Source organism: Streptomyces sp. NPDC001157, assembly GCF_053598255.1.
Genome location: NZ_JBSFJW010000005.1, coordinates 442,117 through 467,836 on the forward strand (window position 1 = coordinate 442,117; position 25,720 = coordinate 467,836).

At 68.9% G+C, this 25,720-nt stretch carries 22 protein-coding genes and 1 pseudogene; 18 read left to right on the top strand and 5 right to left on the bottom strand.

Annotation, left to right across the window (positions count from 1 at the left end; genetic code table 11):
- Positions 1-5: 5 nt before the first annotated feature.
- The 3 genes from exaC to ACWDAG_RS12465 all read left to right on the top strand — a co-directional run bounded on the left by exaC (position 6) and on the right by ACWDAG_RS12465 (position 3,758).
- The gene (gene exaC, locus ACWDAG_RS12455; RefSeq protein WP_450695547.1) at positions 6-1,529 is read left to right on the top strand and encodes an acetaldehyde dehydrogenase ExaC; all 1,524 of its coding nucleotides are present in this window, start codon (positions 6-8) and stop codon (positions 1,527-1,529) included.
- Between the two features lie 212 nt (positions 1,530-1,741).
- Complete coding sequence (locus tag ACWDAG_RS12460; protein WP_450695548.1) at positions 1,742-2,053, top strand: hypothetical protein; 312 nt, start codon at positions 1,742-1,744, stop codon at positions 2,051-2,053.
- 10 nt (positions 2,054-2,063) lie between these two features.
- Complete coding sequence (locus tag ACWDAG_RS12465; RefSeq protein WP_450695549.1) at positions 2,064-3,758, top strand: helix-turn-helix domain-containing protein; 1,695 nt, start codon at positions 2,064-2,066, stop codon at positions 3,756-3,758.
- A 30-nt stretch (positions 3,759-3,788) separates the two neighbouring features.
- On the opposite strand, the gene ACWDAG_RS12470 is transcribed toward ACWDAG_RS12465, so the two are convergent.
- A complete protein-coding gene (locus tag ACWDAG_RS12470; protein WP_450695550.1) occupies positions 3,789-4,199 on the bottom strand; it encodes a helix-turn-helix domain-containing protein in 411 nt (136 codons plus the stop codon).
- Between the two features lie 263 nt (positions 4,200-4,462).
- Between ACWDAG_RS12470 and ACWDAG_RS12475 the strand changes: the two genes are divergently transcribed.
- The 6 genes from ACWDAG_RS12475 (at position 4,463) to ACWDAG_RS12500 (ending at position 9,525) form a co-directional block, all read left to right on the top strand.
- Positions 4,463-5,455 (top strand): immunity 49 family protein, encoded by a 993-nt coding sequence (locus tag ACWDAG_RS12475; RefSeq protein WP_450695551.1) that lies wholly within the window; start codon positions 4,463-4,465, stop codon positions 5,453-5,455.
- A gap of 166 nt (positions 5,456-5,621) precedes the next feature.
- On the top strand, positions 5,622-5,927 hold the full coding sequence (locus ACWDAG_RS12480) for a hypothetical protein (RefSeq protein WP_450695552.1): 306 nt from the start codon (positions 5,622-5,624) through the stop codon (positions 5,925-5,927).
- Positions 5,928-6,207: 280 nt separating this feature from the next.
- Positions 6,208-8,508, top strand: a complete 2,301-nt coding sequence (locus tag ACWDAG_RS12485) for an alpha-L-fucosidase (RefSeq protein ID WP_450695553.1) — start codon at positions 6,208-6,210, stop codon at positions 8,506-8,508.
- Positions 8,509-8,698: 190 nt separating this feature from the next.
- A complete protein-coding gene (locus ACWDAG_RS12490; RefSeq protein ID WP_450695579.1) occupies positions 8,699-8,863 on the top strand; it encodes a cellulase family glycosylhydrolase in 165 nt (54 codons plus the stop codon).
- 45 nt (positions 8,864-8,908) lie between these two features.
- Positions 8,909-9,202, top strand: a complete 294-nt coding sequence (locus ACWDAG_RS12495; protein WP_450695554.1) for a hypothetical protein — start codon at positions 8,909-8,911, stop codon at positions 9,200-9,202.
- Complete coding sequence (locus ACWDAG_RS12500; RefSeq protein WP_450695580.1) at positions 9,199-9,525, top strand: hypothetical protein; 327 nt, start codon at positions 9,199-9,201, stop codon at positions 9,523-9,525. The genes ACWDAG_RS12495 and ACWDAG_RS12500 overlap by 4 nt, the downstream gene beginning before the upstream one ends.
- Before the next feature lie 152 nt (positions 9,526-9,677).
- On the opposite strand, the gene ACWDAG_RS12505 is transcribed toward ACWDAG_RS12500, so the two are convergent.
- Together ACWDAG_RS12505 and ACWDAG_RS12510 are read right to left on the bottom strand one after the other, a co-directional pair.
- Positions 9,678-10,874, bottom strand: coding sequence for an MFS transporter (locus ACWDAG_RS12505; RefSeq protein WP_450695555.1), 1,197 nt, complete (start codon positions 10,872-10,874; stop codon positions 9,678-9,680).
- A 172-nt stretch (positions 10,875-11,046) separates the two neighbouring features.
- Positions 11,047-14,268, bottom strand: coding sequence for a bifunctional cytochrome P450/NADPH--P450 reductase (locus tag ACWDAG_RS12510; protein WP_450695556.1), 3,222 nt, complete (start codon positions 14,266-14,268; stop codon positions 11,047-11,049).
- Positions 14,269-14,441: 173 nt separating this feature from the next.
- On the opposite strand from ACWDAG_RS12510, the gene ACWDAG_RS12515 reads away from it, so the two are divergent.
- Positions 14,442-15,029: a TetR/AcrR family transcriptional regulator gene (locus ACWDAG_RS12515; protein WP_450695557.1), complete on the top strand. Its 588-nt coding sequence runs from the start codon at positions 14,442-14,444 to the stop codon at positions 15,027-15,029.
- Between the two features lie 447 nt (positions 15,030-15,476).
- On the opposite strand, the gene ACWDAG_RS12520 is transcribed toward ACWDAG_RS12515, so the two are convergent.
- Complete coding sequence (locus ACWDAG_RS12520; RefSeq protein WP_450695558.1) at positions 15,477-16,916, bottom strand: RICIN domain-containing protein; 1,440 nt, start codon at positions 16,914-16,916, stop codon at positions 15,477-15,479.
- 577 nt (positions 16,917-17,493) lie between these two features.
- Between ACWDAG_RS12520 and ACWDAG_RS12525 the strand changes: the two genes are divergently transcribed.
- Complete coding sequence (locus tag ACWDAG_RS12525; protein ID WP_450695559.1) at positions 17,494-17,772, top strand: alpha-L-fucosidase; 279 nt, start codon at positions 17,494-17,496, stop codon at positions 17,770-17,772.
- A gap of 56 nt (positions 17,773-17,828) precedes the next feature.
- On the opposite strand, the gene ACWDAG_RS12530 is transcribed toward ACWDAG_RS12525, so the two are convergent.
- Positions 17,829-18,626, bottom strand: a complete 798-nt coding sequence (locus ACWDAG_RS12530; RefSeq protein WP_450695560.1) for a FadR/GntR family transcriptional regulator — start codon at positions 18,624-18,626, stop codon at positions 17,829-17,831.
- A 377-nt stretch (positions 18,627-19,003) separates the two neighbouring features.
- On the opposite strand from ACWDAG_RS12530, the gene ACWDAG_RS12535 reads away from it, so the two are divergent.
- The 7 genes and pseudogenes from ACWDAG_RS12535 to ACWDAG_RS12565 form a co-directional block, all read left to right on the top strand.
- On the top strand, positions 19,004-20,368 hold the full coding sequence (locus tag ACWDAG_RS12535) for an ABC transporter substrate-binding protein (RefSeq protein ID WP_450695561.1): 1,365 nt from the start codon (positions 19,004-19,006) through the stop codon (positions 20,366-20,368).
- Entirely contained in the window at positions 20,365-21,279 is a 915-nt protein-coding gene (locus ACWDAG_RS12540) for a carbohydrate ABC transporter permease (protein WP_450695562.1), read from the top strand. The genes ACWDAG_RS12535 and ACWDAG_RS12540 overlap by 4 nt, the downstream gene beginning before the upstream one ends.
- A 55-nt stretch (positions 21,280-21,334) precedes the next feature.
- The gene (locus ACWDAG_RS12545) at positions 21,335-22,240 is read left to right on the top strand and encodes a carbohydrate ABC transporter permease (RefSeq protein ID WP_450695563.1); all 906 of its coding nucleotides are present in this window, start codon (positions 21,335-21,337) and stop codon (positions 22,238-22,240) included.
- A 61-nt stretch (positions 22,241-22,301) separates the two neighbouring features.
- Complete coding sequence (locus tag ACWDAG_RS12550) at positions 22,302-24,317, top strand: hypothetical protein (RefSeq protein WP_450695564.1); 2,016 nt, start codon at positions 22,302-22,304, stop codon at positions 24,315-24,317.
- Positions 24,314-24,661, top strand: a complete 348-nt coding sequence (locus tag ACWDAG_RS12555; RefSeq protein WP_450695565.1) for an L-rhamnose mutarotase — start codon at positions 24,314-24,316, stop codon at positions 24,659-24,661. Before ACWDAG_RS12550 ends, ACWDAG_RS12555 begins: the two co-directional genes overlap by 4 nt.
- A gap of 65 nt (positions 24,662-24,726) precedes the next feature.
- Positions 24,727-25,617 (top strand): amidohydrolase family protein, encoded by an 891-nt coding sequence (locus tag ACWDAG_RS12560; protein WP_450695581.1) that lies wholly within the window; start codon positions 24,727-24,729, stop codon positions 25,615-25,617.
- Positions 25,614-25,720, top strand: a pseudogene (locus ACWDAG_RS12565) (Zn-dependent alcohol dehydrogenase); the annotation flags it as partial. The gene ACWDAG_RS12560 and the pseudogene ACWDAG_RS12565, both read left to right, overlap by 4 nt.

Below are 25,720 nucleotides of genomic sequence, written 5' to 3' on the forward strand. Positions count from 1 at the left end.
CCAGCATGACCCGTTACGCGGCGCCCGGCACCGAGGGCGCGATCGTCTCCTACCAGGCGCGCTACGACCACTTCATCGGGGGCGAGTACGTGCCGCCGGCCCGCGGACAGTACTTCGAGAACCCCTCGCCGGTGAACGGGCAGCCGTTCACGGAGATCGCGCGCGGCACGGCGGAGGACGTGGAGCGGGCGCTGGACGCGGCGCACACGGCCGCCCCCGGCTGGGGCCGCACCTCGGTGACCGAGCGCTCCGACATCCTGTTGAAGATCGCCGACCGGATGGAGGCGAACCTCGAGAAGCTAGCGATAGCCGAGAGCTGGGAGAACGGCAAGCCGGTCCGTGAGACGCTGGCCGCCGACATCCCCCTCGCCATCGACCACTTCCGCTATTTCGCGGGCGCGATCCGTGCCCAGGAGGGCTCGCTCGGCGAGGTTGACGACGACACGGTGGCGTACCACTTCCACGAGCCGCTCGGCGTCGTCGCACAGATCATCCCGTGGAACTTCCCCATCCTGATGGCGGTGTGGAAGCTCGCCCCCGCCCTCGCCGCCGGCAACGCGGTCGTCATCAAGCCCGCCGAGCAGACCCCGGCCTCCATCCACTACTGGATGAGCCTGATCGCGGATCTGTTGCCGCCGGGCGTGGTGAACATCGTCAACGGCTTCGGCGTGGAGGCGGGCAAGCCGCTGGCGTCCAGTCCGCGGGTGGCGAAGGTGGCGTTCACCGGTGAGACCACGACGGGGCGGCTGATCATGCAGTACGCCTCGGAGAACATCAAGCCGGTCACCCTGGAGCTGGGCGGCAAGTCGCCCAACATCTTCTTCGACGACGTGTGGGCGCACAACGACGACTTCCGCGACAAGGCCCTCGAGGGCTTCACCATGTTCGCGCTCAACCAGGGCGAGGTGTGCACCTGCCCGTCCCGGGCGCTCGTGCAGCGCGGCAACTACGCCGAGTTCCTAGAGGCGGCGGTCGCCCGCACCGAGCTGATCAAGCCCGGGCACCCCCTCGACACCGACACGATGATCGGCGCCCAGGCCTCCAACGACCAGCTGGAGAAGATCCTCTCCTACCTCGACATCGGCCGCCAGGAGGGCGCCCGGGTCCTCACGGGCGGTGAACGCATCGAGTACGACGGCGAGTTGAAGGGCGGCTACTACGTCCAGCCCACCATCTTCGAGGGCGACAACCGCATGCGGATCTTCCAGGAGGAGATCTTCGGCCCGGTGGTCTCCGTGACGTCCTTCGACGACTTCGACGACGCCATCAAGATCGCCAACGACACGCTGTACGGCCTCGGTGCGGGCGTGTGGACGCGGGACATCAACACCGCGTACCGGGCCGGCCGCGCGATCCAGGCGGGCCGCGTCTGGACGAACTGCTACCACGCCTACCCGGCCCACGCGGCCTTCGGCGGCTACAAGCAGTCCGGGATCGGCCGCGAGACGCACAAGATGATGCTGGAGCACTACCAGCAGACGAAGAACCTGCTGGTGTCGTACTCGCCGAAGAAGCTGGGCTTCTTCTAGAGGCACGAAAAAGGCGCCTGAGCTGGGCTTCTGCCCGCCAGGCGCCTTCACCTAGGCCGACCCAGAGCAAGGACCGACTTAGGCCATAACTCCCAGTTCCTCCCACCACTGTCCCGCTCCTGACCAGCACTTCCGGACCAGTCACGGACCAAACCCCGACTCACCCTTCATTCCCCTGGTGGACGGCTTGGTCACGCGATGCGATGGGGTGCATGACCACGTTCCTCAAGTCGGGCGACCGAGGCCAGCCGACACAGAGGGAGGCGCTGGCGGACAGCTTCGTCGACGGCAGTGTGCAGGGACTGCGCGGCGCCGCCGCAGTCCTCGGCGGCCGGCCGTACCTGGGCGACGGTGATGAGCTCGATCACGCGCCACTGCGGGGCGACGGTGGTCGTCGGAACAGGACTGCCCTGCTCGACCAGTTGTATGGCGAGGTCGATTGCTCGCGATTGCCGGCACAAGGCAGACCGGACACCAATTCGACGACATTCGAAGAGGATTACCCGTTGCTATCGTCCTGGTAGGAAGGTCTCCATGGGAGATCACTTCGCCACGGCGATTCGGCAGTTTCGGTTGCGTGCGGGGTTGACCCAGGAAGCCCTGACCGAGCTTTCGGGGGTTTCGGTCAGCACGATACGCGGCTTGGAGACCGGCAGACGCCGCAACCCACAGCTCGCGTCGGTGCGTCAGCTGGCCGCGGCGCTCGATCTGCAGCCGGCCGAACTGGACGAGCTTCTGGCTGCGGCGACGGGCGCACCCGAGTCCTCGGTCGTACCGGCCCCACGTCAACTGCCTGCTCTGCCTGCGCCGTTCGTGGGCCGCAACCTCGAACTCGACCGGCTCGACGCCGCATTGCGGTCCGGGCCAGGCGAGGCGGCCACGGTGGTCATCTCCGCGATCGCCGGCGCCGGCGGGGTGGGCAAGTCGTGGCTCGCGCTGCACTGGGCTCACCGCAACGCCGATCAGTTCCCCGATGGGCAGCTCTTCGTCGACCTGCGGGGCTTCAGCCCGGACAGCGACCCGATGGACCCGGCCGTGGCGGTGCGCGGATTCCTCGACGCGCTGGGCGTCGAGCCCGACCGCATCCCGGCCGCCCCGCACGCGCAAGCGGCACTGTTCCGCAGCCTGGTGGCGGACAAGCGGATGCTGCTGGTGCTCGACAACGCGGCCGACACCGCCCAGATCACTCCCCTGCTGCCAGGCGGTGACAGGTGCACCGTGGTGGTCACCAGCCGCAACCGGCTGCCGGGCCTGATCACCGGGCACGGCGCCCACAACCTGTTCGTCGACACCCTCACCGACAGCGAGGCCCGCGCACTGCTCGCCGCCCGGCTCGGCACCGCACACATCGACGCCGAAGCGGCGGCGGTGGACGAACTCGTCCGGTTGTGCGGCGGGTTCCCGCTGGCGCTGAGCATCATCGCCGGCCGCGCCCACACCCACCCGCAGCTGTTGCTGGCCGGGCTCGCCGACGAACTGCGCGATGACGCCCTCGGCGTGCTCGATGACACCGATCCCGCCGCGAGCCTGCCCGCAGTGCTCTCGTTGTCCCATCGCGCGTTGAGTGACGAAGAAGCCGAGGTGTTCGGGCTGCTCGCGATCGCGCCGGGACCCGATATCGGCTTGTCTGCTGCAGGCAGCCTCACCGGCCTGGGCCGAAGCCGGACCAGGGGCGTGTTGCGTCGGCTGGAACAGGCGTCGCTGATCAGCCAGGACGCCGCCGAAGAAGGTCGCGGTCACCGTCTCGGCGCTGGCCATGACCACGGGGCTGCTGGCCATGTCCGGAGCCGCCGCCACCGCCCAAGCCGCGGCCACGTCGGGCACCGCCGGCGCCGCTCCCCGCCACGCCACTGTGCCCTTCGCCGCACAGGGGAAAGCCCTCGGGCTGAACTCCGCGCAGGTGAAGGCTCTGCAGAGCCGGGCCGATTCCTACCTCGACGAGCGGGGCGGCACGCAGATCGCCGCCAACAAGATCAGGCTTGCCGATGGATCCACTCTCGTACTCGCCCTGCCCGGCGCGAAGGGCTCCCTCGGAAAGGAGCAGAACGGCCCTGCCCTCGCGTCGTACACGTGCAACTACGGCCACTTCTGCGCCTTCAGCGGCCCCAACTTCACCGGCGACGTGATCGACATGTATCAGTGCGCCGAATACAGCATCCCGTGGTCGGGATACGGATCGTGGAAGAACAACCAGACGACCGGCACGGTGGCCAACTTCGAAAGTTCTGACCACGTATCCCGCTGGCACGACCATGGCGCCTACTCCCAGGACACCAACGCCGACTGGAGCTGGGTCTGGTACTTGAGGAACTGCTGACCCAGATCCCCGGCACGAACGGGACCGGACCGTGCTCGGTGGTCGACTGAGCGTCCGCCCGCCCGCACGTACGGCCGGGCGGACCGCGGGGGGACCGTCTGCCACAGCCCGGCCACCGGGTAAGTACGCAGACGGACATCCGGTGCGATGGTGCAGCCCCGCTGTGCGAGCAGGGGCCGCACCTCCCCGACGGCGCGGGTGATGGTGGAGCGGTCCACGCCGAACCAGCAGGCCAGCACGTCATGCGTGGTGCCGTGGCGCAGACTCACCAGCGTGGCCGGCAGCCGGTCGATGAAGACGAACTGGTGCTTCGGCCCGGCTCCCACCGCCCGTTGCCGCGGCCCAGCCTCCATGGGAGCGCGAGCAGCGCGCCTGATGCCGTTCGTGCCACAACGGGCCCAACTCGGCGATGAGTTCAGCGATCACAACCGGCGACAGCCCGGTAATCCGGTCCTCCGCCACGATCAACTCACGCGCCCCAGCCCCCATCATGCACAGCTCAACGAGCCACCCGAGCACCGAGCCACGGCCCACCGTGCACGAGGCCGCTAGTGCTGTCAGTGCCCGTTGATAACGTGCTTCGTCCAGTCGTGGAGTTCATGAAGGGACGCGGTACGTGCGGAATGTGACATGCCATCAGGTAGGCGAGCAGCGGTTGGCCGAGGCGCTCGACGACATCGAGGGGCGGGCCTACGCGCGGTGGCACTGGCTGCGGTACGGCAGCATCTCGCCGACGCTGATCCGGGCCATGGCGGACGAACTGCTCGACCATGTCGCCGCGCGAACGGTGACGGAGCCGGGGCTCGACGCCGCGGCCGGTACGGTCGCCGTCACCGCCGCGGAGTGTGTGCACGGGGTGCTGAGCGTCATGTGTTTCCCGGACGGGGACCAGGTGATCCGGTTCCCCCTCATCGGGGAGCGGATCAGCACGGATCCGGACGACGACGAGTTCGGGGACGGGCCCATCACCTTCCGGGATGTCGTCACGGAGGCGCCCACCGCGCGGACGTGGCTCGACATGTTCGAGGTGTGTGTCGTCAGCGGGCATGTGTGGGACTGGGAGCGGGTCACCGGGCTGTTGCTGCGCGGCGCTTACGCGACCGCCATCCGTGACGGCGTGCCCTACAACCGGTACACCTCCGTCTCCGACCCCGCCGACCTCGCCGCCATGGACGCCCTGTGCCCCTATCTCACCGAGGCGGCCGGGCATCTGCCCCGCGACTGGCCCACGGTTCCGCTGCGCAAGCCGGACGCCGGAGAGCGCACGGAGGCCGCCCTCCGGCTCGACGAGGTCGGCGACGCGCTGAGCGCGGACCAGCGGCTGCTCCGCGTACTCCTCGACGACGACCAGCGCGCCTTCGAGGACGCCCTCGTCGCCCGGCTGGTCGCATACCGGGAGAGCGTCGAGGCCGATGCCGGTGATCCCGCGCCCCGGTCCCTCCTCCCCCTCGGCACCCTCGCCCTGGCCTGCCTCGCCGTCCAGGTCCATGGGTGGGAACTCGGCGTCCGGTCCGGTTATCTGCCGTACGGTCTGCTGGGATCACCGGACGCGCCGCGCCGCGCGGCGGAGGGGAACCGGAACAACTTCGGCTGCTGGGCCGCCAAGTAGGCCGCCCGGGGGCGCGGAAGCGGGTCTGTCCCTACATCCAGGACATCGTCGTAGGGACCGGTGGGCGATGCCACCGCCGGCGTCGGCTGGGGGAATTGGGCGGTGCATTCCGACCGACGGTGACGGGTATCGAATAGCGCCACGATTGAACGCAGGGTGCTCAGCCATGATGGATCCCATTGACCCATCGCTCACGCGGTCCGCCACGGAGATCGTCTCGGATCGACTCCGGCTGCGCACAGCGCACGACACCGACCGTGAAGGGCTCATCGAACTTCAGACCGATCCACAGGTCCGGCTGCACCTGGGCGGTCCAAGGCTCCGAAGCGCTGTCAACAGCGGCCAGGTACTGGGCGTCAAGGACGCCTCCAGGACGGCCGGTGCGACCGCTCTCCAGTGGGGTGACAGCCTGACCGCCGACCATCTGTGGCGCATCGTCGCGGACAACGGGTCCACACACTTCAACCCCTGACGGCCGCCGAGGAGAGGTGGGTGCCCTGCCTCCTCAATACATCCAATGTTTGGTTTAGCCGCCAGCGCCCTGACGCGTATGTAGTGGGAAATTTCAAAGACTTGCGTCACGGTACTAGACGAGAGCAACTTTCGTACTCGTTAATACATCCCATGTCTGAGTGGCGCGAGCCGCGCTGCCACCTTGCCCGCAGCCGCCGACGCCGGGCGGGGTTCCGACGACCGAACAGGACGAGTACACAGTGCCGGAATCCATTTCACGTAGATCAGTTCTGGCCGGAATGGCCGCCACGACGGTGGCCGCCACGGTCGGCTCCGCCGCGCTGGCGACACCCGCGTACGCGGCGACGGCCGCCACTCCCCTGCCGCTCCCTCCCCTGCGGATCCCCAAGGTCGACATGGGCCTGGAGCAGCAGCCCGACTCCAAGATCCAGTGGCTGATGGACGCCAAGCTGGGCATGTTCATCCACTGGGGGCCGTATGCGGGCCCGGCCAAGGGCGAATGGTGGATGCACAGCGGGCCGGTCACACCTGCGGACTACCGGAAGTACGTGACGGACGCGACGAGTGAGCAGTTCACCGCGGACGCCTACAACCCGGCGGCCTGGGCGCAGTTGGCGAAGGACTTCGGCGCGAAGTACACGACTCTGACCACCCGTCACCACGACGGGTTCGCGCTATGGCCGCTGAACCACCCCAACGCCTGGAGCTCCGGGCAGGCGCCGCTCAACCGGGACTTCGTCAAGGACTATGTGGCGGCGGTACGGGCGGCCGGGCTGAAGGTGGGCCTGTACTACTCGCCCATCGACTGGCGCTACCCCGGCTACTACGACGTCACGGGCACCAACTGCGCGAGCAACCCGTGGAACTACACCACCGATCCGGCGCACAAGGAGAACGCGCGGATCATGAAGACCGAGGTGTATCAGTCGGTCAAGGAGCTGGTCACCCAGTACGGCGTGATCGACGACCTGTGGTGGGACGGCGGCTGGATCGCCGAGCAGGGCAGCGACGCGGACGGCGCGTTCTTCTGGGAGCCCGGCCAGTTCCGCGACACCGCCAACCAGTGGCCGGTGGACGCCACTTACGGCGAGACGGACTCCAGCGGCAAACCGCTCGGACTGATGGGCATGGTCCGCAGGCACCAGCCCGACATCGTCGCCACCTCACGCTCCGGCTGGAAGGGCGACTACGACAGCGACGAGGGCCCAGGGGTCCCGACCGGGGCGATCCGCACGGGCAGGCTCGTCGAGAAGGTCTTCAGCGTCGGCTCCACCTGGGGCTACAACTCCGACGGCAACGTCATGAGTTACGGCACGGCCATGAACATCCTGGTCAACTGCTGGGTGCGGAACATGACCGTGATGGTCAACGTCGGCCCGGACCGGCACGGCACCGTGCCCTCCGGACAGGCAAACCTGCTGCGGCAGATCGGCGCGTTCATGTCCGCCTGCGGCCAGTCCGTCTACGGCACGCGCGGCGGGCCGTGGAACCCGGTCGACGGCCAGTACGGCTTCACGTACAAGGACAGCACCTTCTACGCCCACCTGCTGCCCGGCTACGGCGGCACCACCTTCACCACCCCGTCGATCGGGGACGCCCAGGTCACGCGGGTCTTCGATGTGCGCTCCGGTGCGAACCTGCCGTTCTCGGTGGCAAGCGACGGCCGGGTCACGATCAACGGCATCGACCGCACCACCCACCCCCAGGACAGTGTCGTCGGCGTCACCCTGGACCGCGCCGTGCAGCCGGGCGACATCGCCGCCGGCAAGGCCGCGACCGCCGACAGCGAGGAGACCTCCAAGGGCAACACCGCGGCGAAGGCGGTCGACGGGGCCACCGCCACCCGCTGGTGCGCCAACGACGGCAACACCGGCCACTGGCTCAAGGTCGACCTCGGTTCGACCCGCTCTCTGACCGGCACACGGATCGCCTGGGAACTGGACAAGACCAACTACCGGTACAAGATCGAGGGTTCCACCGACAACAGTGCGTGGACCACACTCGTCGACAACACCGCCACCGCCGGCACGAGCCAGGTCCAGACGGCCGTGTTCACGGCCCAGGCCCGCTACGTCCGCGTCACCGTCACCGGGCTGCCGGCAGGGGTGTACGCGTCCATCCGCAACCTGGAGGTCTACGAGCGGCCCTTCAGCGCGGACCTGGGCACCTACAAGGTGATCAACCGCAACAGCGGCAAGGCGCTGGACGTCAGCAACGCCTCGACCGCCGACGGCGCCACACTCATCCAGTGGCCCTACGGCGGCGGGACCAACCAGCAGTGGAACCTCCTGCCGAACACCGACGGATCGTTCCGCCTGGCCAACGTCAAGAGCGGCAAGCTCCTGCAGAGCCCGGGCAGCACCCAGGGCGCCACCCTGACCCAGGAGTCCGACAACGGCGGTGACAACCAGTGGTGGAAGCTGGTCCCCTCGACCACCAGCGGCTACTACCGGCTCGTCAACGTCCGCACCGGCTGGTGCGCCGACGTCGCGGGCGCCTCCACCGCCGACGGCACAGGCGTCATCCAGTGGCCCGGCACCGGCGGCTCCAACCAGGACTGGCAGGTCGTCAGTCTCTGACCGGCCGCCCACGAGGCCGTACCTGACGGCGAAAACGGGGTCACGTCCTGCCATGACGTGACCCCGTTCCCGAACGGCCAGGAACACAACGGCGCAGGTGGCCGCGGTGCAGCCGGGCTGGAACCTGGGCAACAGCCCGGACACCGGAGGCGACGAGACGTCGTGGGGCCGACCCCGCACCACCGAGGCCATGCTCGACAAGCTCCGTTCGCAGGGCTTTCGCAGCATCCGCATCCCCGTGACATGGAGTGACCACCGGGGATCGGCACCGGGCTACACCATCTACAAGGCCTACCTGAGCCGCGTCAAGCACTCGTGCTGCCCACCATGGTCGACACTCGGGACCAGGCCCTGACGGACAACCGACGCCGCGGCCGCATCCGACATGGCCAAGGTGTTCATGCGGGCACACGACACCTTCGTCGCCCAGGGAGTCCCCGTCGTCTTCGGTGAGTACGGCGTGCTCGGCTACGACTACGGTCCCGACGGCGTGGGGCGCGGCGAGATGCTGAAGTACTTCGAGGCGTTCGGCAACTCGGCCCGCACCAACGGTGTGAGCAGCTTCCTGTGGGACAACGGCGCCTTCTTCGACCTGGTCTTCGTGCCCCTGTCCGGGTCCGTACCCGACCGGACACTCACCCTGAACCGAACGGCACCACCTTCAAGGGGCTCAAGGCAGGCAGCGCCACGCTGACCAAGGGCAGGGACTACACCCTCTCCGGAAACCGGCTGACGCTGAAGGCCCCCACGCTCACCGGGCCGGCAGGCGACCGCCCCCCACGGCGTCCGCGCGACACTCCAGGCCGAGTTCTCCAAGGGCGTGCCCTGGCAGATCAAGCTGATCTCGAACAGCACGCCCACACTCTCGAACGCCAACGGACCGACCGGCTCCTTGCGCATCCCCACCCAGTTCCAGGGCGACCTGCCGGCGACCTCACCTCCCATTTCTGCAGCGGTGCCAAGGTGACGTACCACGTGACCAAGTCCGGTGGCGCGGTGATCGGTACGACGTCCTGAACCACCCCCTCGTAGCAAGGGCGCCCGCAGGGCCGGAAGCCGCTGACCGGCTTCCGGCCCTGCGGCACAGACCGTCAGCGCCTCACAGGCTGATCATCTCGGTGACTCGCCGACCACCTGCTTCGAGCCGTCGGGCGAGCCGCCTGAAGTGGTCACCCGGCTCCGGCTGCGGAGGAGGGCGCGAGCCCGCGCTCGGCCGATGCCTTCGTGCCGGCCACCGTCATCCGGAGCAGGGGCAGCGAGGCGATGACGGTGCCGAGCGCCAGGGCGAGGCCGAGCACGTCGGCCCCGGCGGCGTCGAGGACGGCTCCGACGGCCAGCGGTCCGATGCCCGTGCCCAGGGCGCCCGCGCCACTGAGGGAGGCGACCAGACGTCCGGTCGGGTCGATGAGGGCCGCGGCAGCGAGCATCTGCACCAGGACGGCCAGTTGGCAGGCCTGCCACAGGACGGCCGCGACGGTGAAGAGCACGGGATCGTGGGTGAGAATCAGGGCCGCCATCGCGAGGGCCTGCGCCGTGACGAAGACGGCCATCGAGCGCATACGGCCGAAGCGGCGCGCCGCCACCGGACCCACCACCGCGCCGACGAGCGCCACGACGCTGGAGACCGCGAGGACGGCCGACACCGCCGAGTGGTCCATCCCGGTGTGCTGACGGCCCAGGACCGAGGCGTACGACCACGCGCCCTGAGTGACGGCCCACAGAAGCGCCGTCCCGAGGAGCAGAACCACCGACGGCCCGGCCGCGGTCGTCTCTTCCGTGCCGACGGAGCCGGCGTCCGGTGTGGCGGGCCCGTCCGGGAGCCTGCGTATCAGCGGCCAGGCGGCGAGACAGCACAACGCCATGAGCAGGAAGCCGGTGCCCTCGCCGAGGTCGTGGTTGGCTGCGGGGACGCCCATGATCAGCAGTGCCGTCACGGCGACTGTGCCGGAGATGGTGACGGCTGACGCCTTGTCGGCGTCGTCGGTGGCGGCGAGGGCCGCCGTGGCCGCCGCGTAGACCGCGCCGAGCCCCCCGCCGAGAAGCAGGTTGGCGAGGACCAGGGTCACCGGGTCGGTGGCCGCCGCCGCTCCCAGGAAGCCGGCTCCCGAGAGGGCCAGCCCGAGGCGGGTCATCCGCACCCGGCCCGGCCGGGCGGCCCGCTTGGCCAGCAGCAGGGTCACCACCGCCGTCGCCATCAGTTGGGTCGCGGCGACGAGTCCGGCGCCGGAGTCCGAGAGCCCGAAGCGGGAGGCGAAGTCGTCGACGAAGACTGGCATCACGTTCGCCCCGCCGTTGCCGAGGGTGACTCCGGCGATGAGCGCCACCGCCACGCCGAAGGTCAGGGCGGAGGTGCTTTTGGCGTTCACCGGCCGCTCCTCTGCGGGGAGTTGGGGACTACCGCCGTTTCTTGGCGGAGCGCCGAGTGTGCAACAAGCATGAGAGCCTCACGAGTCAGGGGGCACGAGCCGCGTTCAGGGGGACGGGCCGCGGACGCGTCGGACGTCCGCGGCCCGCCGATCGGGAATTCGGTGCGTGCGGTCAGCCCGCCCAGACGTCTTCCACGTAGTGGCCGGACTCGGTCATCGCAGCGAGCCAAGCAGTGGCCTCCTCGTCGCCGGCGCCCGTGTTCCTGCGGTAGATCGCCATGAACGCCTCCCGCACCGCCGGGGCCATGCGACGGCCGTCCCCGCAGATGTAGACGCGTCCGCCGGCCTCCAGTACGGCCCAGACCTCGTCGCTCTCCTTCGCGATGCGGTCCTGGACGAAGCGGGCACCGTTCTCGGGGGCGCAGGAGAACGTGGGCCGCATGCTGACGGCTCCGGCCGCCTCGGCCGCCTCGAACTCCGCGCGGTGGAGGTAGTCGACGTCGGGGTGGTCGCAGCCGAAGTAGCACAGCAGCGTTCCGGTCGACCTGGTGTGGTGGCGGTCGAGGACCGCGCCGCGGAAGGGCGCCAGACCGGTGCCCGCGCTGACCAGGATCACCGGCACCGACTGGTCCTGCGGCAGGCGGAAGTCCTCGGAGCAGGGCAGGACCCGGGCCTGGACGGTGTCGCCTGCGTGCACGGTCTGCAGGTAGTGCGAGGCGATGCCGTGGAACGTGCCCTCGCCGCCACGGTGGGGCGCGGCGAGCAGCGACACCATCAGGTCGACCTCGCCGGGTGCCGCTTCGGCGGACGAGGAGATGGAGTAGTGGCGCGGGCGCAGGACGGGCAGCAGTTCCAGGAAGCGTTCGAAGGGCAGCTCGCAGGCGCGGTAGCGCTCCATCAGGTCCAGGAGGCTGTGTCCGGCGGCGGTCACCTGCTCGGCGAAGGCCTGCGGGTCCGCCGCCGCGAGTTCGGCCAGGGGCCGCTTCTCGGGCGGGCAGGCGGTGTGCTCGGCGAGCACGGCGACCTGCTCCTGGGTGGCGGCATCCTGCAGTTCCACGAAGTCGGTCAGCAGGCGGCGCAGGGTCAGCGGCCGGTCGACGGGCAGGGCGCCCCGGCTGCGGCGGCGGGCGCGCAGGCGCACGGTGCGGTCCAGGTCGAGGCCGAAGCGGTCGGCCACCCGCCGCACGAGGGCGTCCGGGTTGCTCGGGAGCACGGCCAGGTGGTCGCCGGTGCGGTAGGTGACGCCCTCGGGCAGCCGCAGCCTCAGGAATCGCTTGGAGCGGCCCAACCCGTGGTTCATGTCGACCAGTTCGTACGCGTCGAGCACCTCCATCGGCTGTACGCCGTGTCGTGCCGCGAGGCCGCCGATGACCGAGTCGGTCGCGTCCTCCAGCTCGTACAGTCCCGTCTCCTGTTCGGCGGCCGGCTCGGTCTCCTGCGCTGCCGCGGCGGCTCCGTACCGCTCCAACAGGGCGGTCCACAGGTCGCCGGTCCACCGGTCCACCGTGCCGGCGAAGTCGCCTGCGGCGTCCGCGGCGCCGCGCTCCAGCAGTGGGGTGGCGCCCGCGGCGGTGAGGCGCTCGTCGATGAGGGTGGGGACGCGCTGGTAGGTGGCGGCCCAGTTGCGGTCGCCGACGCCGAGTACGGCGTACTGGAGGCCGTCGAGCGCGCCGGGCTCCAGGCCCTCCAGCCATGCGACGAAATCCGTGGCGTCGTCGGTGGGCCTGCCGTTGTAGGAGGCGGCCACGATCACCACCGGTCCGTCACCCTGGGACAGCTTGCCCGTGGCGTCGTTGAGGGGGGCGACGGTCGGGGCGAAGCCGCGCTCGTCGCCGTCCGCCGCCAGGTCGCGGGCGATGCCCGCGCAGGTGCCCAGGTTGGAGCCGTGCAGGAAGGTCAGCGCGGTTCCGGTGGCGCGCCGGACCCCGGGCCGGCCCTGGCCCGCGGGAGCGCTGCCCGCGGTGACGGTCGCGGCGGTGGGCAGGCGGCGCTCCCCACTGCTGCGCCGGGCCAGGTTCAGGGTGAACTCGTCGGGCTTGAGGGTGAGCGACTGCTTGATCTTCAGCTGGTAGTTGGTGTGGTCGATCAGACGGTAGCGGTGGATCAGCAGCGCGAGGACCAGTGTCGCCTCGTGCAGCGCGAACTGGCGGCCGATGCAGGCGCGTTCGCCGCTGCCGAACGGCTTGAACAGGTGGGCCGGCCGCTCCTCCTCCCGCTCGGGCAGGAACCGGTCGGGGTCGAACAGCTCGACGTTCTCGCCCCAGGCGGGGTCCCGGTGCAGTTGCGGGATGAGCACCTGGATCGACTCGCCCTTGCGCACGGCGTACTTCCCGCCGATGACGGTGTCCTGAAGCGGCTCCACGGCGTACGCGGGCGCCGTCGGCCACAGCCGCAGGCCTTCGTTGAGCACCTGGCGGATGTACGTCAGCTTGCCGATGTCCCCGTAGTCCGGCTCGGGGCTGTCCGAGTCGCCCCACAGCGCGTCGACCTCGGCCTGGGCGCGGGCGAGGACCTCGGGGTGCTTGGTCAGGTAGTAGAGGGCGAAGGACAGGGCCCCGCTGGTGGTCTCGTGCCCGGCGATCAGGAACGTGATCGCCTGGTAGCGGATGTTGACGTCGTCCAGGGGCTCGCCCGTGACCGCGTCACGGGTGTGCAGCATGCGGCCGAGCAGGTCGTCGGTGCTCGGGTCTCCGGAGGCCCGGCGCTCCCGGATCACATCGTCGACCAGGTCCTTCATCAGACCTACGTCGGCTCGGAACTGCTCGGCCTGCTTCCACTTGAACAGCTCCGTGCCCGGGATGGACTCCCCCTTGGCCTGGGCGAAGCCGAGCGCTCGCGACAGGGCGGTGACGAAGGGGTGCGGCTCCTCGCGGGCGAAGGACTCGAAGTCGTAGCCGAAGCCGCACAGGCCGATCGTGTCGAACGTCAGCCGCGTCATGTCGCCGGCCACGTCCACGGGCTCCGTCCCGGCCGCCCGGTCCCATTTCCCGATCAGCTCCCGGGCCACCTTCAGCATCGTCGCGTGGTAGCCGCGCATCGCGCCGAGCGAGAAGGCCGGCATCAGGATGTCGTGCGCCTTGCGCCAGTTGGGCTCGTCGTTGAAAGCGGTGAAGAGCCCGTCGCCACCGATCTCCCGAAGGATCACGAGGTCGGGGTGCACGTTCTTGCGGAACCGGGTCTCGTCCGCCAGCTCGGTGACCAGGTCGAGACCGGAGGCGAAGTTGATCTCGTTGCCGAAGATACGGAGCTTGAACAGCGGCCCCAGCTCCTGGGCCTCCTTCATCACGTAGAGCAGGCCGTCTGCGCCACCCGGGATGTCGAACGCGTGACCGACCAGAGGCAGGGCGCGCCGCTGAGGGATCGGCTCGGTTCCGCGCAGGGTCTCGTGAGTCATGAGCTTGCCTTTCGTTGGGCACAGGCTGTCGCTGGCCAGAACCGTACACTCGACATTGTCACTCGACAATGTCGATCGATTGTATTGACTGACACAGTCGATTGACGGAACCTTCGGGGAGGAAATCTTGTCGAGCGACCTGTTCGACAGACTGAGTCGCATAGGATGGCGTCATGGCTCACGTATCCGCGGCGGAGCGCCGCCCCCAACTGATCAAGGCGGCCATCGACCTCATGGCCAGGGAGGGCGTGGCCGCCGGAAGCACCCGCGCCATCGCCGCCGAGCTCGGTGTGGCCCAGGCGACCGTGCACTACACCTTCGGCACGAAGGAAGAGCTGTACCGGGCCGTCATGGAGCAGCTCACCCAGGACCTGGTCGCGCAGGTGGAGGAGGCCGCGCCCACGGAGGCGAGCTTCGAGGACACGATCGCCACGCTCGCCGAGGCACTGTGGCGCACCGTGCTCGAACAGCCCGCGTCCTACCAGCTCCTCACGGAGCTGTCCTTGTTCGCCCTGCGCACGCCCCATCTCCAGGAGGCTCTGCACGCCCACCAGCGCGACGTCTCGGCCGTGACGACGAAGCTGATCAGTGAGGCCGCCGAACGCGCCGGCCACCGACTCACCCAGCCCGCCGAGACAATCGCGAGGTTCTTCCTCGCGGGCTTCGACGGACTGACGATGCAGCACCTCTCACTGCCGGACGAGAAGGCGGAAGAAGTCTGCAAGCAGGCTCTGATCTCCGCCGTCCTGGCCATGGCCTGAGGGCGCCTCCGGGCGGCGGGAAACGGGGCGAAGCACCCGTACCGGCGGCCGGGGCGGCGCCGCGGCCGGAAAACGCCGCGCCCCGCCGGGTGGTCACCCGGCGGGGCGCGGGGATCCTGCGCGATGGTTCAGACGGTCAGCAGGAGGAGTTGGCCTGGGTCAGCAGACCCATCCGCCACGGCAGCGAGTTGTAGTCACCACTGACCCCGGGGTCCAGGCCTTGGTAGACGTACCGCATACGGCAGGGGCCGATCGGAAGGGTCTGGCCGTTGCCGGCTGGTCGAGGTGAAGGAACGGAATTGACTTGCTCCCCCTCCTGAAGGAGGGAGATTCCGGCCTGCTCTCTCGGTGCTGCGCCGCTACGCGACACGGGCATCGGGCGGGCTTCCGTGGTTCATGTTTCTTCGTGCAGTGCCAGAAGAGCGTCGGCCGGCGTTGCCGCCCGTCTCACGCCGCGGGTCGCTGGAACTGCTGGTTGGTGCCGGTACCGCAGGGCCACTGGATGAGGCGGGCGCCGTCGGCGGTCGAGGCGTTGGCGACGTCGAGGCACTTGCTGCTGTGCCGGGCGACCAGGCGGTAGTAGCCGCCTCCCTGGTCGTCGAACCGCCACTGCTGGTTGGTGCCCGTCGTGCAGTGGTACTGGTTCACGAACGCGCCGTCGTCGGTGGAGCCCCCGTCGACGTCCAGACACTTGCCGCTGTGCTGGGCGAGCACGCGGACGTAGCCGCCGCCCGCGTCCTGCAGCCGCCACTGCTGGTTGAGGCCGCCGTTGCAGGTGTACTGCAGCGCGGTCGCACCGTCGGCGGCCGAGTTGTCGGTGACGTCGAGGCACCTGCCGCTGTGCCGGGCGACCAGGTTGTAGTAGGGGCCGCCGCCCACTCCGGTGACCGTGCCGGCGGCCGTGTCGATGGCGACCTGCGGGTACCACGGCAGGTTCATTGTGGTCCGGGTCGGGAAGGTCAGCGGCAGCCAGACGTACTGCGAGTCGTTGACCGTGCCGCCCATGGAGTTGCCCCAGCGGTCGCCCATGTAGAGGTAGGAGATGCCCGAGGTGCCCTGCACGGGCAGCACGTACGCCGTCTGGGAGCCGTAGGCGGTGGCGTCGCCGATCTCGGTCATGGGGGTCCAGGGACCGGTCAGGCTGCTGGCGGTGGCGTACCGCTGCTGGTTGGGGTTCCAGCCGCTGGTGCCGGACGTGAGCATGAAGTAGACGCCGTCGCGCTTGAACAGCGCGGGGGATTCACGGAAGTTGTTCGGCCACGGGTTGGCGACCAGGCTGTCGTAGCCGGTGTAGTCGGCGGTGAGCTTGTAGATGTGCAGGTCGGCGTTTCCGGCCGCGGACGTGACCTGGTACGCGGTTCCGTCGTCGTCCTTGAACAGGGTCATGTCCCGGGAGGTCGTACCGGACGGCGGCCGGAAGCTGCCCTGCCAGGCGTAGTCGCCGTCGACGGTGTCGGAGACGGCGACCGCGGAACGGGACTCGTTGTAGTCGCTGCCGTTCTCCTTGTGCATCCACATCACGAACTTGCCGGTCGTGCTGTTGTAAATGACCTTCGGCCGCTCGATGTTGGCGACCGCCAGCTCGGGAGCGCTGCTCTGGGTCAGCACATTGCGCCTGAACTCCCAGGTCTTCAGGTCGGTGGAGCGGTAGGCGGAGACGGCCTTGAAGGTGTTGTCGGCGTTCCGGTTCTCGCCGAACCAGTAGTAGAACGAGCCGACCTTGATCACACCACCGCCATGGGCATGCACCACGGCGCCGCTGGTGTCGGTGAACTGCGTCCCGTTGGTCACGGTGACCGAGGCGGCCTGGGCCGGGGATCCGGTGACGAGCAGGGTGAACACGCCCAGCAGCAGGACGAGAAGAGGGGTGAAGGCACGTCTGAGCATCGGCACCGCGCTCCCAAGGGCAGACAGTTTGCTGATTGTTGGAATGTGTTCGATCCGTCGCAGGACGGTAGGCACCCGACATGCTCGCGTCAATGGTTAGCGCAAAGTAAATTCATCCCATGCCTAGCGTCGACGATCAGCGCTGTTATTCAAGTCATCTGCGCTTTTGTGGATTTTTGCCCCGGTACTGGATAGCAGCCCTGCCGGTGACTGCCAATCCATCCCATGTTCCTGACGTGTTCGCTCATGCGATCCATCGTCGGGCCCCTCCCTGTGCCTGTTCCCGCGCATGAGCCGCACGTGCTGTTCTGTGAAGAGTCAGGATGCCTGGCCGCCATGACGGTTGCCCCCCAGCCGCTGCCGCCCCTCCCGCTGCGGATCCCCATGTCGGAGCTGGGCATCGAGCAGCAGTCCGACGAGAAGATCAAGTGGCTCCGGCTCGATCAAGGGCGAGTGGTACATGGAGAACGCCGCCGTCCCACCGGAGACGTATCGGAAGTGATTCACCGACACGACCGACCAGCAGTTCACGGCGAGCGCCTACAAACCGGCCGACCGGGCCCAGTTGACCAAGGACATGGGCGCGAAGTACACCGTCCTGACGACCCGTCACCACGAGGGTTTCGCCCAGTGGCCTTCCACCCACCCGAACGCCTTCCACGCCGGTCAGACCCCGATGCGACGGGACCTGGTCGGCGAGTACGTCACGGCCGTACGCGACGCCGGTCCTCCGCCGCGAACGGTGCTTCGATCATCCAGGCGCCCGCTTCCGGCGGCTCCGACCAGGACTGGCAGCGCGTCGGCGACGGTCCGTCGCCCGCCACCGGCGCGACCCGACCTCGGGACGGCGCGATGACGTTCGCGGGTGCAGCGCCGGGCACAGTCGGCGCTTGACGGACCCCGGCCCGGAACCTATCCGAACAGGCGTCGCTGGATCTCCCGCCGATAGTCCTCGAGTGTCCTGTCGAGATGTGCCGCCGTGGCCTCGGCCGCCTCCTCGGGCCGACCGTCGCGAATGGCCCGGTAGATCAACTCGTGCTCCTCGACCGCGGACTCGGTGCCTTCACCGAGCGTGTCGTGGATCCCGATCGCGCTGGACTGCCGCTGCAGTCGTCGCGCGTCCCGCACGGCGCTGACGAGGAACGTGTTGTGCGAGGCCACGGCCACGCCCATGTGGAACTCCTCGTCCGCCTGGTTGAACACCTCGACCTGATTGTGGACGAACCCGTGCCGGCACTGCTGCATGGCCACCTCGATCGTCCGCAGCTCGGCGGGCGTGGCACGGGTGGCGGCCAGACTGCTCGCGGCCATCTCCTGGACCCGGCGGAACTCGAAGAGCATCAGCACGTGATCGAGGTCGACGGGGCGGAAGAAGCCGCCCCAACGGCTGGTGACGAGCATCCCCTCGTCGTCCGCGACGAACAGTCCGCGTCCCTTGTGCGCCCGGACCCGGCCGAGGGCCGAAAGGATCTTCACGGCCTCCCGCACCACCGCTCTGCTGGTGTTCAGCCTCTGCGCCAGGTCGTTCTCCGTGGGCAGCCGGTCACCTGCCACCAGGCGGGCCTCGGCGATGAACTCGAGGATCCGCTCCGCCACGACCTCATAGCCGGGCCGGTACTCACCCCGCGCGTCCGCGCCGTTCGCCGCTGCCGCCGCAACGACAGGTGCCTGCGTCGGCAGGGCCGCTTGGGCCGCGGGCGTGTCGTTCATCTGTTCTGCCTCCTGGCTGACGCAACTGGGGCGGCTGATTGCTGTGGAGCCGCACCCATCGTATCTCAAGCTCTCGATTAGTCGTACTCATCCAGCTGGTAGATCCACACCATGAGACTGGTGGATATATCTGCATACACAGTACGTTATTGGACATTTCTCTCTCCCGCTCGGCGTCATCATCCGCAAATAGCCGAAGCGAGGGCCGCACAAACCCTTGACGTAATCCTTGATGAGGCGCCTAATTTCTTCCGCGACGGCAAGCGGGACTGCCGTCCGCGGTCACAGACGCCCGACCGGTACGGCCTGGCGTCGCCCCATCCTGGCGCCGCCTGTCCATCCGCTCAGGGCGCCCTGTGAAACCAGTGGAGTCGCACATGACCGTCAACAAGCCTTCGTCCGGACCGGAGAGGCTGTCCAGCAAGAGGCGTGCGGCTTTGCTGGCCGGCTGCGCGGTCACCGCGGCTCTGACGCTGACCGCCTGCGGTGGCGGTGGCGCCACGGGGACGACGAACAAGGACGGCTTCGCCCAGGCGCCGCAGAAGGATGGTGCGTTGACCGTCTGGGTGGACGCGACCCGTGTGCAGGCCGCCAAGCTGTACCAACAGCAGCACCCGGACGTGAAGATGGACATCGTCACCTACGACGGCGACGCCAACGGCTCGAACTACCTCCAGACCAAGGTCCAGTTGTTCAACCGCACGGGCAAGGGCTGGCCGGACGTCGTCTTCAGCTCGCAGAACAACGAGGTGACCTGGGCGGTCGACCAGAACTTCGCCGCTCCGCTCAACAAGGGCCTGATCCCCTCTGCGTCCCTGGCGAAGTTCGCGAGCGGGGCCAACGACGTCTGCACCGTCAACGGCACCGTCTACTGTCTGCGCAACGACCTCTCCCAGGCGGTGCTCTGGTACAACGCTCCGCTGCTGAAGAAGTTCGGCTACACGGTGCCGACGACCTGGGAGGAATACCAGAAGCTCGGCGAGAAGGTGGCCAAGGAGCACCCCGGCTACCTGGTGGGTGACGCGGGTGACTCCTTCACTCCCGAGATCTACCTGTGGGCGAGCAAGTGCGGCGCCAACCACATCACCGGCCCCAAGTCGGTGTCGGTGAACACCACCAGCGAGGCGTGCACCAAGATGGCCAAGCTGATGGACGTACTGATCAAGAACAAGTCCATGTCCATCAGCGGGGTCTTCAGCACCGACTTCGGCAAGAACAAGGCCGACAAGGTCCTGCTCATGCCCGGCCCGGCCTGGTACGGGGGCGCGGTGTTCAAGGACACCTTCAAGACCCCGGCCAAGCAGATCGGCGCGGCGCCCATACCCCAGTGGCAGGGAGACACTTCGCCGTCCACCGGCAACGTCGGCGGCGGCACCTGGCTGCTGTCCCAGCACTCGACGCACATCAAGGCCGCCACCGACTTCCTGAAGTGGGTCACCACCGACAACGCCTACCAGGGCGAGAAGGCGCCCGGTTTCCCCGCGTACGCGCCGGCCGCCGAGAACTGGCTGAAGGGCCAGGACACCTCCGGCTACTTCGCCACCGACCTGAGCGCCCTCAAGGACGCCTCCTCCCAGGTCTGGAACGGCTGGGGTTCGGGCCAGTTCAGCCAGGAGGCGATCTGGGCCGCCACCGTCAAGCCCGGCCTGACCCAGGGCAAGAGCATCGTCTCGATGCTGCCGGCCTGGCAGGACTCCATCGTCAAGTACGCCAAGTCCAACGGATACAAGGTCTCCCAGTGACCCTCACCCACTCCCCGGCCGGCTCTGCCAACCGGCGTCGCCGCGGCGCCGCCCGGCAGAGCCGGGCCGGCATGGCCTTCGTCTCCGCGTACGTGGTCCTGCTGATCGCCTTCGGTGTCCTTCCGACCGCGTACGCGATCTACTTCGCCTTCACCGACGCCGGGGGCAGGATCACCGGCTTCGCCAACTTCGTCTCCACGGCGCACGACTTCCGCTTCCTGGACGCCGTGGGCCATGTCGCCGTGTACCTCGTCTTCTGGCTCCTGTCCCTGGCGGTGTTCGTGGTGGCCCTGGCGCTGCTGCTGCACCGCCTGGCCTCGGGTTCCGCCAGCAAGGCGCTGCGCTTCCTCTACTACATCCCGGGAGCGCTCGCCGGTGCCGCGAGTGTGCTGGTGTGGCTGTTCATGCTCGACCCGACGGTGAGCCCGGTCAGTTCGCTGCTGGAGTCACTGGGGTTCCACACCTTCGGCGAGGTGATCGCGCCCGGCAACCTGCCCGTGCTGTTCACGATCATCGCGTTCTGGACCGGCGCGGGCGGCTGGATCGTCGTCATGTACGGCGCGCTCAACAACATCCCCACGGACGTCATGGAAGCAGCGCGCATCGATGGCGCGGGCGCCTGGCAGACCGCCTGGCACGTGCAGATCCCGATGCTCCGCAAGTGGATCGTGTACATGGTGATCCTGGCGTTCGCAGGCGGCGCCCAGCTCTTCGTGGAGCCGCAACTGCTCTCCCTCGCCAGCGTGGGCGTGGCCGGCCGCGACTACTCGCTGAACCAGCTGACGTTCGACTTCGCCTTCCAGATGAACAACATCAACGGCGCCGCCGCGGTCTCGGTGGAGCTCCTGGTCGTCAGTGTGTCGGCCGCCGCCCTCTTCGTCGCACGGTCGGGGTTCTTCGATGCCGACTAAAGCCCCTGGCAGTCGAGTCGCCGCAACGGCGAGCCGGGAACGGGAAGCACCTCTCATGAGCCGATCTCACCACCAGCCACCGCACCGCGGCCTGTCCTCTCAGCGCCTGGCCTCCCGGCTGCTGACCGGATCCGTACTGGCCGCGTTCCTCGCCTTCTTCGTGCTGCCGGTGGTGTGGCTCGTCCTCGCGGCGACCAAGACCGACCAGCAGTTGGTCCACGACAACCCGCTGTCCTTCGGGTCGTGGCACGCGTTCAAAGCCAACTGGGACGCCCTCACGGCGTTCCAGGACGACGCCGTCATGCAGTGGCTGGGCAACTCGGCTCTCTACGCGGTGATCTCACTGGTCATCACCCTCGCTGTCGCCATTCCCGCGGGATACGCCCTGGCCATGACCGAATTCCGCGGCCGGCACAGCCTGCTGATCGCGACCCTGGTCGTGATGCTCATGCCGAACGCCACACTGGTGGTCCCGCTGTTCCTTGAGATCAACGCGGTGCATCTGATCGGCACCATGTGGTCGATCATCCTGCCGTACTCGTTCTACCCCTTCGGCGTGTACCTGACGTACATCTACTTCACCACCGCCGTTCCGAAGGACCTGCTGGCCGCGGCCCGCATGGACGGCTGCTCCGAGTTCCGCGTCTTCTGGCACATCGCGCTGCCGCTGGCGACCCCGGTGATCGCACTCGTGGGCTTCTTCAGCTTCGTCGCCAACTGGACCAACTACTTCCTGCCCTACGTCATGCTCCCCGAGAGCAGCCAGATGCCCATCCAGGTCGGCGTCGGCACCCTGCTCAGCAACGTGCCGTCCTTCAACCCGGCCGTCGGCTCCCTCGCGATCGAACGGCCGCAGCTGGCTCTGGCGACGCTCGTGGCCATCACACCGGTGCTGATCGTCTTTCTCTTCGCCCAGCGCTTCCTGGTCAGCGGGATGCTCGCCGGCGCCACCAAGGAATAGCGGCCGTCCGGGCCGTCGCCCCCGCGCGCCTTCCCGCCGCCACCCCGAACGGAGATCCCCCATGCCCTACAACTCTGCCGACCCCACCTCGGACGAGGACGCCCCCCGCGAACATCCGGCCGCGCCACCCGAGATCGAGGCGGGGGTGCCCCTGCTCGAACCACCCGGCTGGGCCGTGGCCCAGCGGTCCCTGTTCGACCTCCTCGACCACGCCTGGCGGCGCTTCGCCCACGCCTTCACCGGCCCGGACGGACGGCTGAACTACTCCGGCCCGCTGACCACCCGCGACGGTGTGGACGACTTCTACGAGGTGTTCTTCAACTGGCCCCAGCTGTACCTGCTCGGCGGCGCCGACGATCTGCTGCCCGCCAGCGAACAGCACTGGGAGGGCGTGACCCGGCAGCTCACCGAACTGAACATGCTGCGCGACGAGTTCGAGCGCGGCTACGACTGGTTCCACCAGGGCGAGAGCCTGCTGCTGCTCTACTTCCTGTGCATGGCCGCCCCCGAACGCTGGTCCGAGCGCGCCCTGCGCTTCGCCGAGTTGTACGTCGACCCGGCCAAGGGCAACTACGACCCCGAGCACCGCGTCATCACCCGCCCGCACAACGGCAGCGACCCCGACCGCACGGGCCTGTTCGACGGCGACGTCTATCCCTGGCTGCAGAAGGAAGCGGACACATACGGCTTCCCGCTCGACTGGATCCCCGAGGCCGACGGCGGCCCGTACCCGCTCTCCGCGGACCCGCGTCTCGGCGCGCAGATGCGGGACCGGATGGGTGCCGGCGACACCGCGGTCAACCTCGCCGCGGCCGGGCTGGTCCTCAACGCCTGGATCCTGTCCGGCGAGGAGCGCTATCGCGACTGGATCGTCGAGTACGTCGGCGCGTGGCGGGAGCGCACCGAGGCGAACGGCGGTCTCATCCCGGACAACGCCGGCCCGGACGGTGTCGTCGGCAGCCTGCTGGAGGGCCGCTGGTACGGCGGCCACTACGGCTGGTCCTGGCCGCACGGCTGGCACAGCGTGGGCCACGCGGCCTGTGTGGCGGCGCTCGCGGCGGCCACGGTCACCGGGGACGACGACTACCTCTCCATGGTCGCGACCTCGCTGGACACCCTCATCGGCCACGCCAAGGTCATGCCCCACACCGAGGCGGACTCCAGCCTCCCCTCCAAGTGGGCGGTCGAACTCGGCCCCGACGACGTCCACACGCCCACGCTCCACCTCCCCTTCCGGTACAAGGACTCGGGCTGGTTCGACTACAACCCGGCCACCCCGCCGGTCCCGGTCGCTCTGTGGCACCACACCGCCTCCGACGCCGACCGCGCCCGGCTGGAGGGGCTGCGCGAGGCCGACGGCATCGACTGGCGTACCCTGCGGCCGTTCCGCGCCAAGGAGGAGTCCGGGCACGAGAAGGCCTGGTTCGCCTTCCTCGCCGGCGACGACCCCGACTACCCCGAGCGGATCCTCGCCACCGCCCAGGCCCAGATCCGCCACCGCCTGCGCCGCATCGAGCGCTACCGCGACCTGGACGTGCCCGAGGCCGACATCCACGTCTGGCAGCAGTGCAACCCGGTGGCCACCGAGGCCCTCGTCCAGCTGACCTGGGGCGGCCCCCAGGTGCTCTACAACGGCGGCCTGCAGCAGGCCCGGCTGCGCTATCACGACGCCGAGGCCCGCCGTGCCGGCCTGCCGCCGGACGTGGCCGCGCTGGTCACCTCCATCGACCCCGAGGCGACCACCGTCGAACTGGTCAACCTCTCCCCCGAGACCGAACGCACGGTGATCGTCCAGGCCGGTGCCTTCGCGGAGCATGCCATCACCGCTGTCCGGTACACGACCTGCGCGGACGACGGCTGGATCGGGGACATGTACGACTACGGCCACACCGAGCCCGTCGTCACCGAGACGGAGCAGGGTTGCGACGGCGCTTTCCTGGCGGTCCGGCTGCCCGCGTCCACCCGCATCCGGCTCACCCTGCGTCTGCGGCTGCGCGCCCACGCCCCCAGCTACCGCACACCGTTCGACACTCCGGCCGGTCGGCCCGCCCCGGACACGGAGGAGGAGACCGCATGAAGCGCATCGCCCAGACCATCAGGCTCCGCCCCGAGAACCGCGAGGAGTACCTCGAACTCCACTCGGCCGTCTGGCCCGGAGTCGAAGCCGCCCTGCACCGGGCGAACATCCGCAACTACAGCATCTTCCTCCACGGCGAAGTGCTGTTCGCCTACTTCGAGTACCACGGCGACGACTTCGAGACCGACATGGCCGTCCTCGAAGCCGACCCCGAGACCCAGGAGTGGTGGAAGCTCACCGACCCCTGCCAGGAACCCTGGCCCGACCGGGGAGACTCCCGCCAGTGGACGGAGCTCCCCGAGATCTGGCACCTGAGCCCGCCTGGTGACACCAACAGCGCCTGACGCACCTCGCCCGACACTCACGTGGCCCCGCCCGACGTGGACCTACCCGACTTGGACCACCAGTGATCTCCGCCCCACTCATCGACGCCCACCACCACCTGTGGGATCTCGACCAGCGCCCGCAACCCTGGCTCGACGATCCCGCCCTGACGACGATCCGCCGCACCTTCACCCCCGACGACCTGCGTACGGCCGCCACCCGGCCCATCGCGGGCCGCCGTCTGCAGAGCACAGTGGCCGTCCAGTGCGTGCCGGACGTGCCCGAGACGGAGGACCTGCTCGCGCTCGCGGAGCGGGAGCCGCTGATCGGGGCCGTGGTCGGCTGGGCGGACCTGACGTCGCCGGGGATCGGCGACCAGCTCGACGGGTTGCTCGCCGGACCGGGTGGCGCGTATCTGCGGTCCCTGCGTCATCTCGTGCAGGGCGAGACGGACCCGGAGTGGCTGCAACGCCCCGATGTCGAACGCGGGTTGGCGGCGGTCCGGGACCGCGGGCTCTGCTACGACGTGCTCGTGCGCAGCCACCAGCTCGACCAGGCGGTCCGGCTGGCCGAGCGGTTCCCGGACCTGCCTCAGGTGCTCAACCACGCGGGCAAGCCGCCGATCGCCGACGGTGACCTCGCGGACTGGGTACGCCAGGTGCGTCTGCTGGCCGTACATCCGCACGTGGTCTGCAAGGTGTCGGGGCTGATCACCGAGGCGGACCACGAGAAGTGGACCGTCGACGACATCCGCCCCGCCTGGGACGTCCTGCTCTCCGCCTTCGGCCCGGACCGCCTGATGTTCGGCTCCGACTGGCCGGTCGCGACCCTCGCGGGCGGCTGGAACCGCTGGGCCGCCACGGTGGACGAACTGCTCGACGGATGTTCCGCCGACGAGACCTCGGCGATTCTCGCGGGCACCGCGACCACCTTCTACCGCCTCACTCGTACGGAACGAACCCTGGGATCACGATGACGCTTGCTGTCCGTTATGTTTCCGCTCGCTCCCTGGACACGGCTCCCGTGGTCGATGTGCCGCCCGGTCCGGGTGAGGTGGAGCTGGCTCCCGCGTTCGTCGG

Excerpts from the sequence above, each read along its gene's own strand:
- ACWDAG_RS12495 (WP_450695554.1), top strand. The coding sequence starts at position 8,909 with ATGCGGGCACACGACACCTTCGTCGCCCAGGGAGTCCCCGTCGTCTTC.
- ACWDAG_RS12535 (WP_450695561.1), top strand. The coding sequence starts at position 19,004 with ATGACCGTCAACAAGCCTTCGTCCGGACCGGAGAGGCTGTCCAGCAAG.
- ACWDAG_RS12530 (WP_450695560.1), bottom strand. The coding sequence starts at position 18,626 with ATGAACGACACGCCCGCGGCCCAAGCGGCCCTGCCGACGCAGGCACCT.
- ACWDAG_RS12470 (WP_450695550.1), bottom strand. The coding sequence starts at position 4,199 with ATGGAGGCTGGGCCGCGGCAACGGGCGGTGGGAGCCGGGCCGAAGCAC.
- ACWDAG_RS12550 (WP_450695564.1), top strand. The coding sequence starts at position 22,302 with ATGCCCTACAACTCTGCCGACCCCACCTCGGACGAGGACGCCCCCCGC.
- ACWDAG_RS12555 (WP_450695565.1), top strand. The coding sequence starts at position 24,314 with ATGAAGCGCATCGCCCAGACCATCAGGCTCCGCCCCGAGAACCGCGAG.
- ACWDAG_RS12525 (WP_450695559.1), top strand. The coding sequence starts at position 17,494 with ATGGGCGCGAAGTACACCGTCCTGACGACCCGTCACCACGAGGGTTTC.
- ACWDAG_RS12480 (WP_450695552.1), top strand. The coding sequence starts at position 5,622 with ATGATGGATCCCATTGACCCATCGCTCACGCGGTCCGCCACGGAGATC.
- ACWDAG_RS12520 (WP_450695558.1), bottom strand. The coding sequence starts at position 16,916 with ATGCTCAGACGTGCCTTCACCCCTCTTCTCGTCCTGCTGCTGGGCGTG.
- ACWDAG_RS12510 (WP_450695556.1), bottom strand. The coding sequence starts at position 14,268 with ATGACTCACGAGACCCTGCGCGGAACCGAGCCGATCCCTCAGCGGCGC.
- ACWDAG_RS12490 (WP_450695579.1), top strand. The coding sequence starts at position 8,699 with ATGCTCGACAAGCTCCGTTCGCAGGGCTTTCGCAGCATCCGCATCCCC.
- ACWDAG_RS12465 (WP_450695549.1), top strand. The coding sequence starts at position 2,064 with ATGGGAGATCACTTCGCCACGGCGATTCGGCAGTTTCGGTTGCGTGCG.
- ACWDAG_RS12460 (WP_450695548.1), top strand. The coding sequence starts at position 1,742 with ATGACCACGTTCCTCAAGTCGGGCGACCGAGGCCAGCCGACACAGAGG.
- exaC (WP_450695547.1), top strand. The coding sequence starts at position 6 with ATGACCCGTTACGCGGCGCCCGGCACCGAGGGCGCGATCGTCTCCTAC.
- ACWDAG_RS12485 (WP_450695553.1), top strand. The coding sequence starts at position 6,208 with ATGGCCGCCACGACGGTGGCCGCCACGGTCGGCTCCGCCGCGCTGGCG.
- ACWDAG_RS12545 (WP_450695563.1), top strand. The coding sequence starts at position 21,335 with ATGAGCCGATCTCACCACCAGCCACCGCACCGCGGCCTGTCCTCTCAG.
- ACWDAG_RS12515 (WP_450695557.1), top strand. The coding sequence starts at position 14,442 with ATGGCTCACGTATCCGCGGCGGAGCGCCGCCCCCAACTGATCAAGGCG.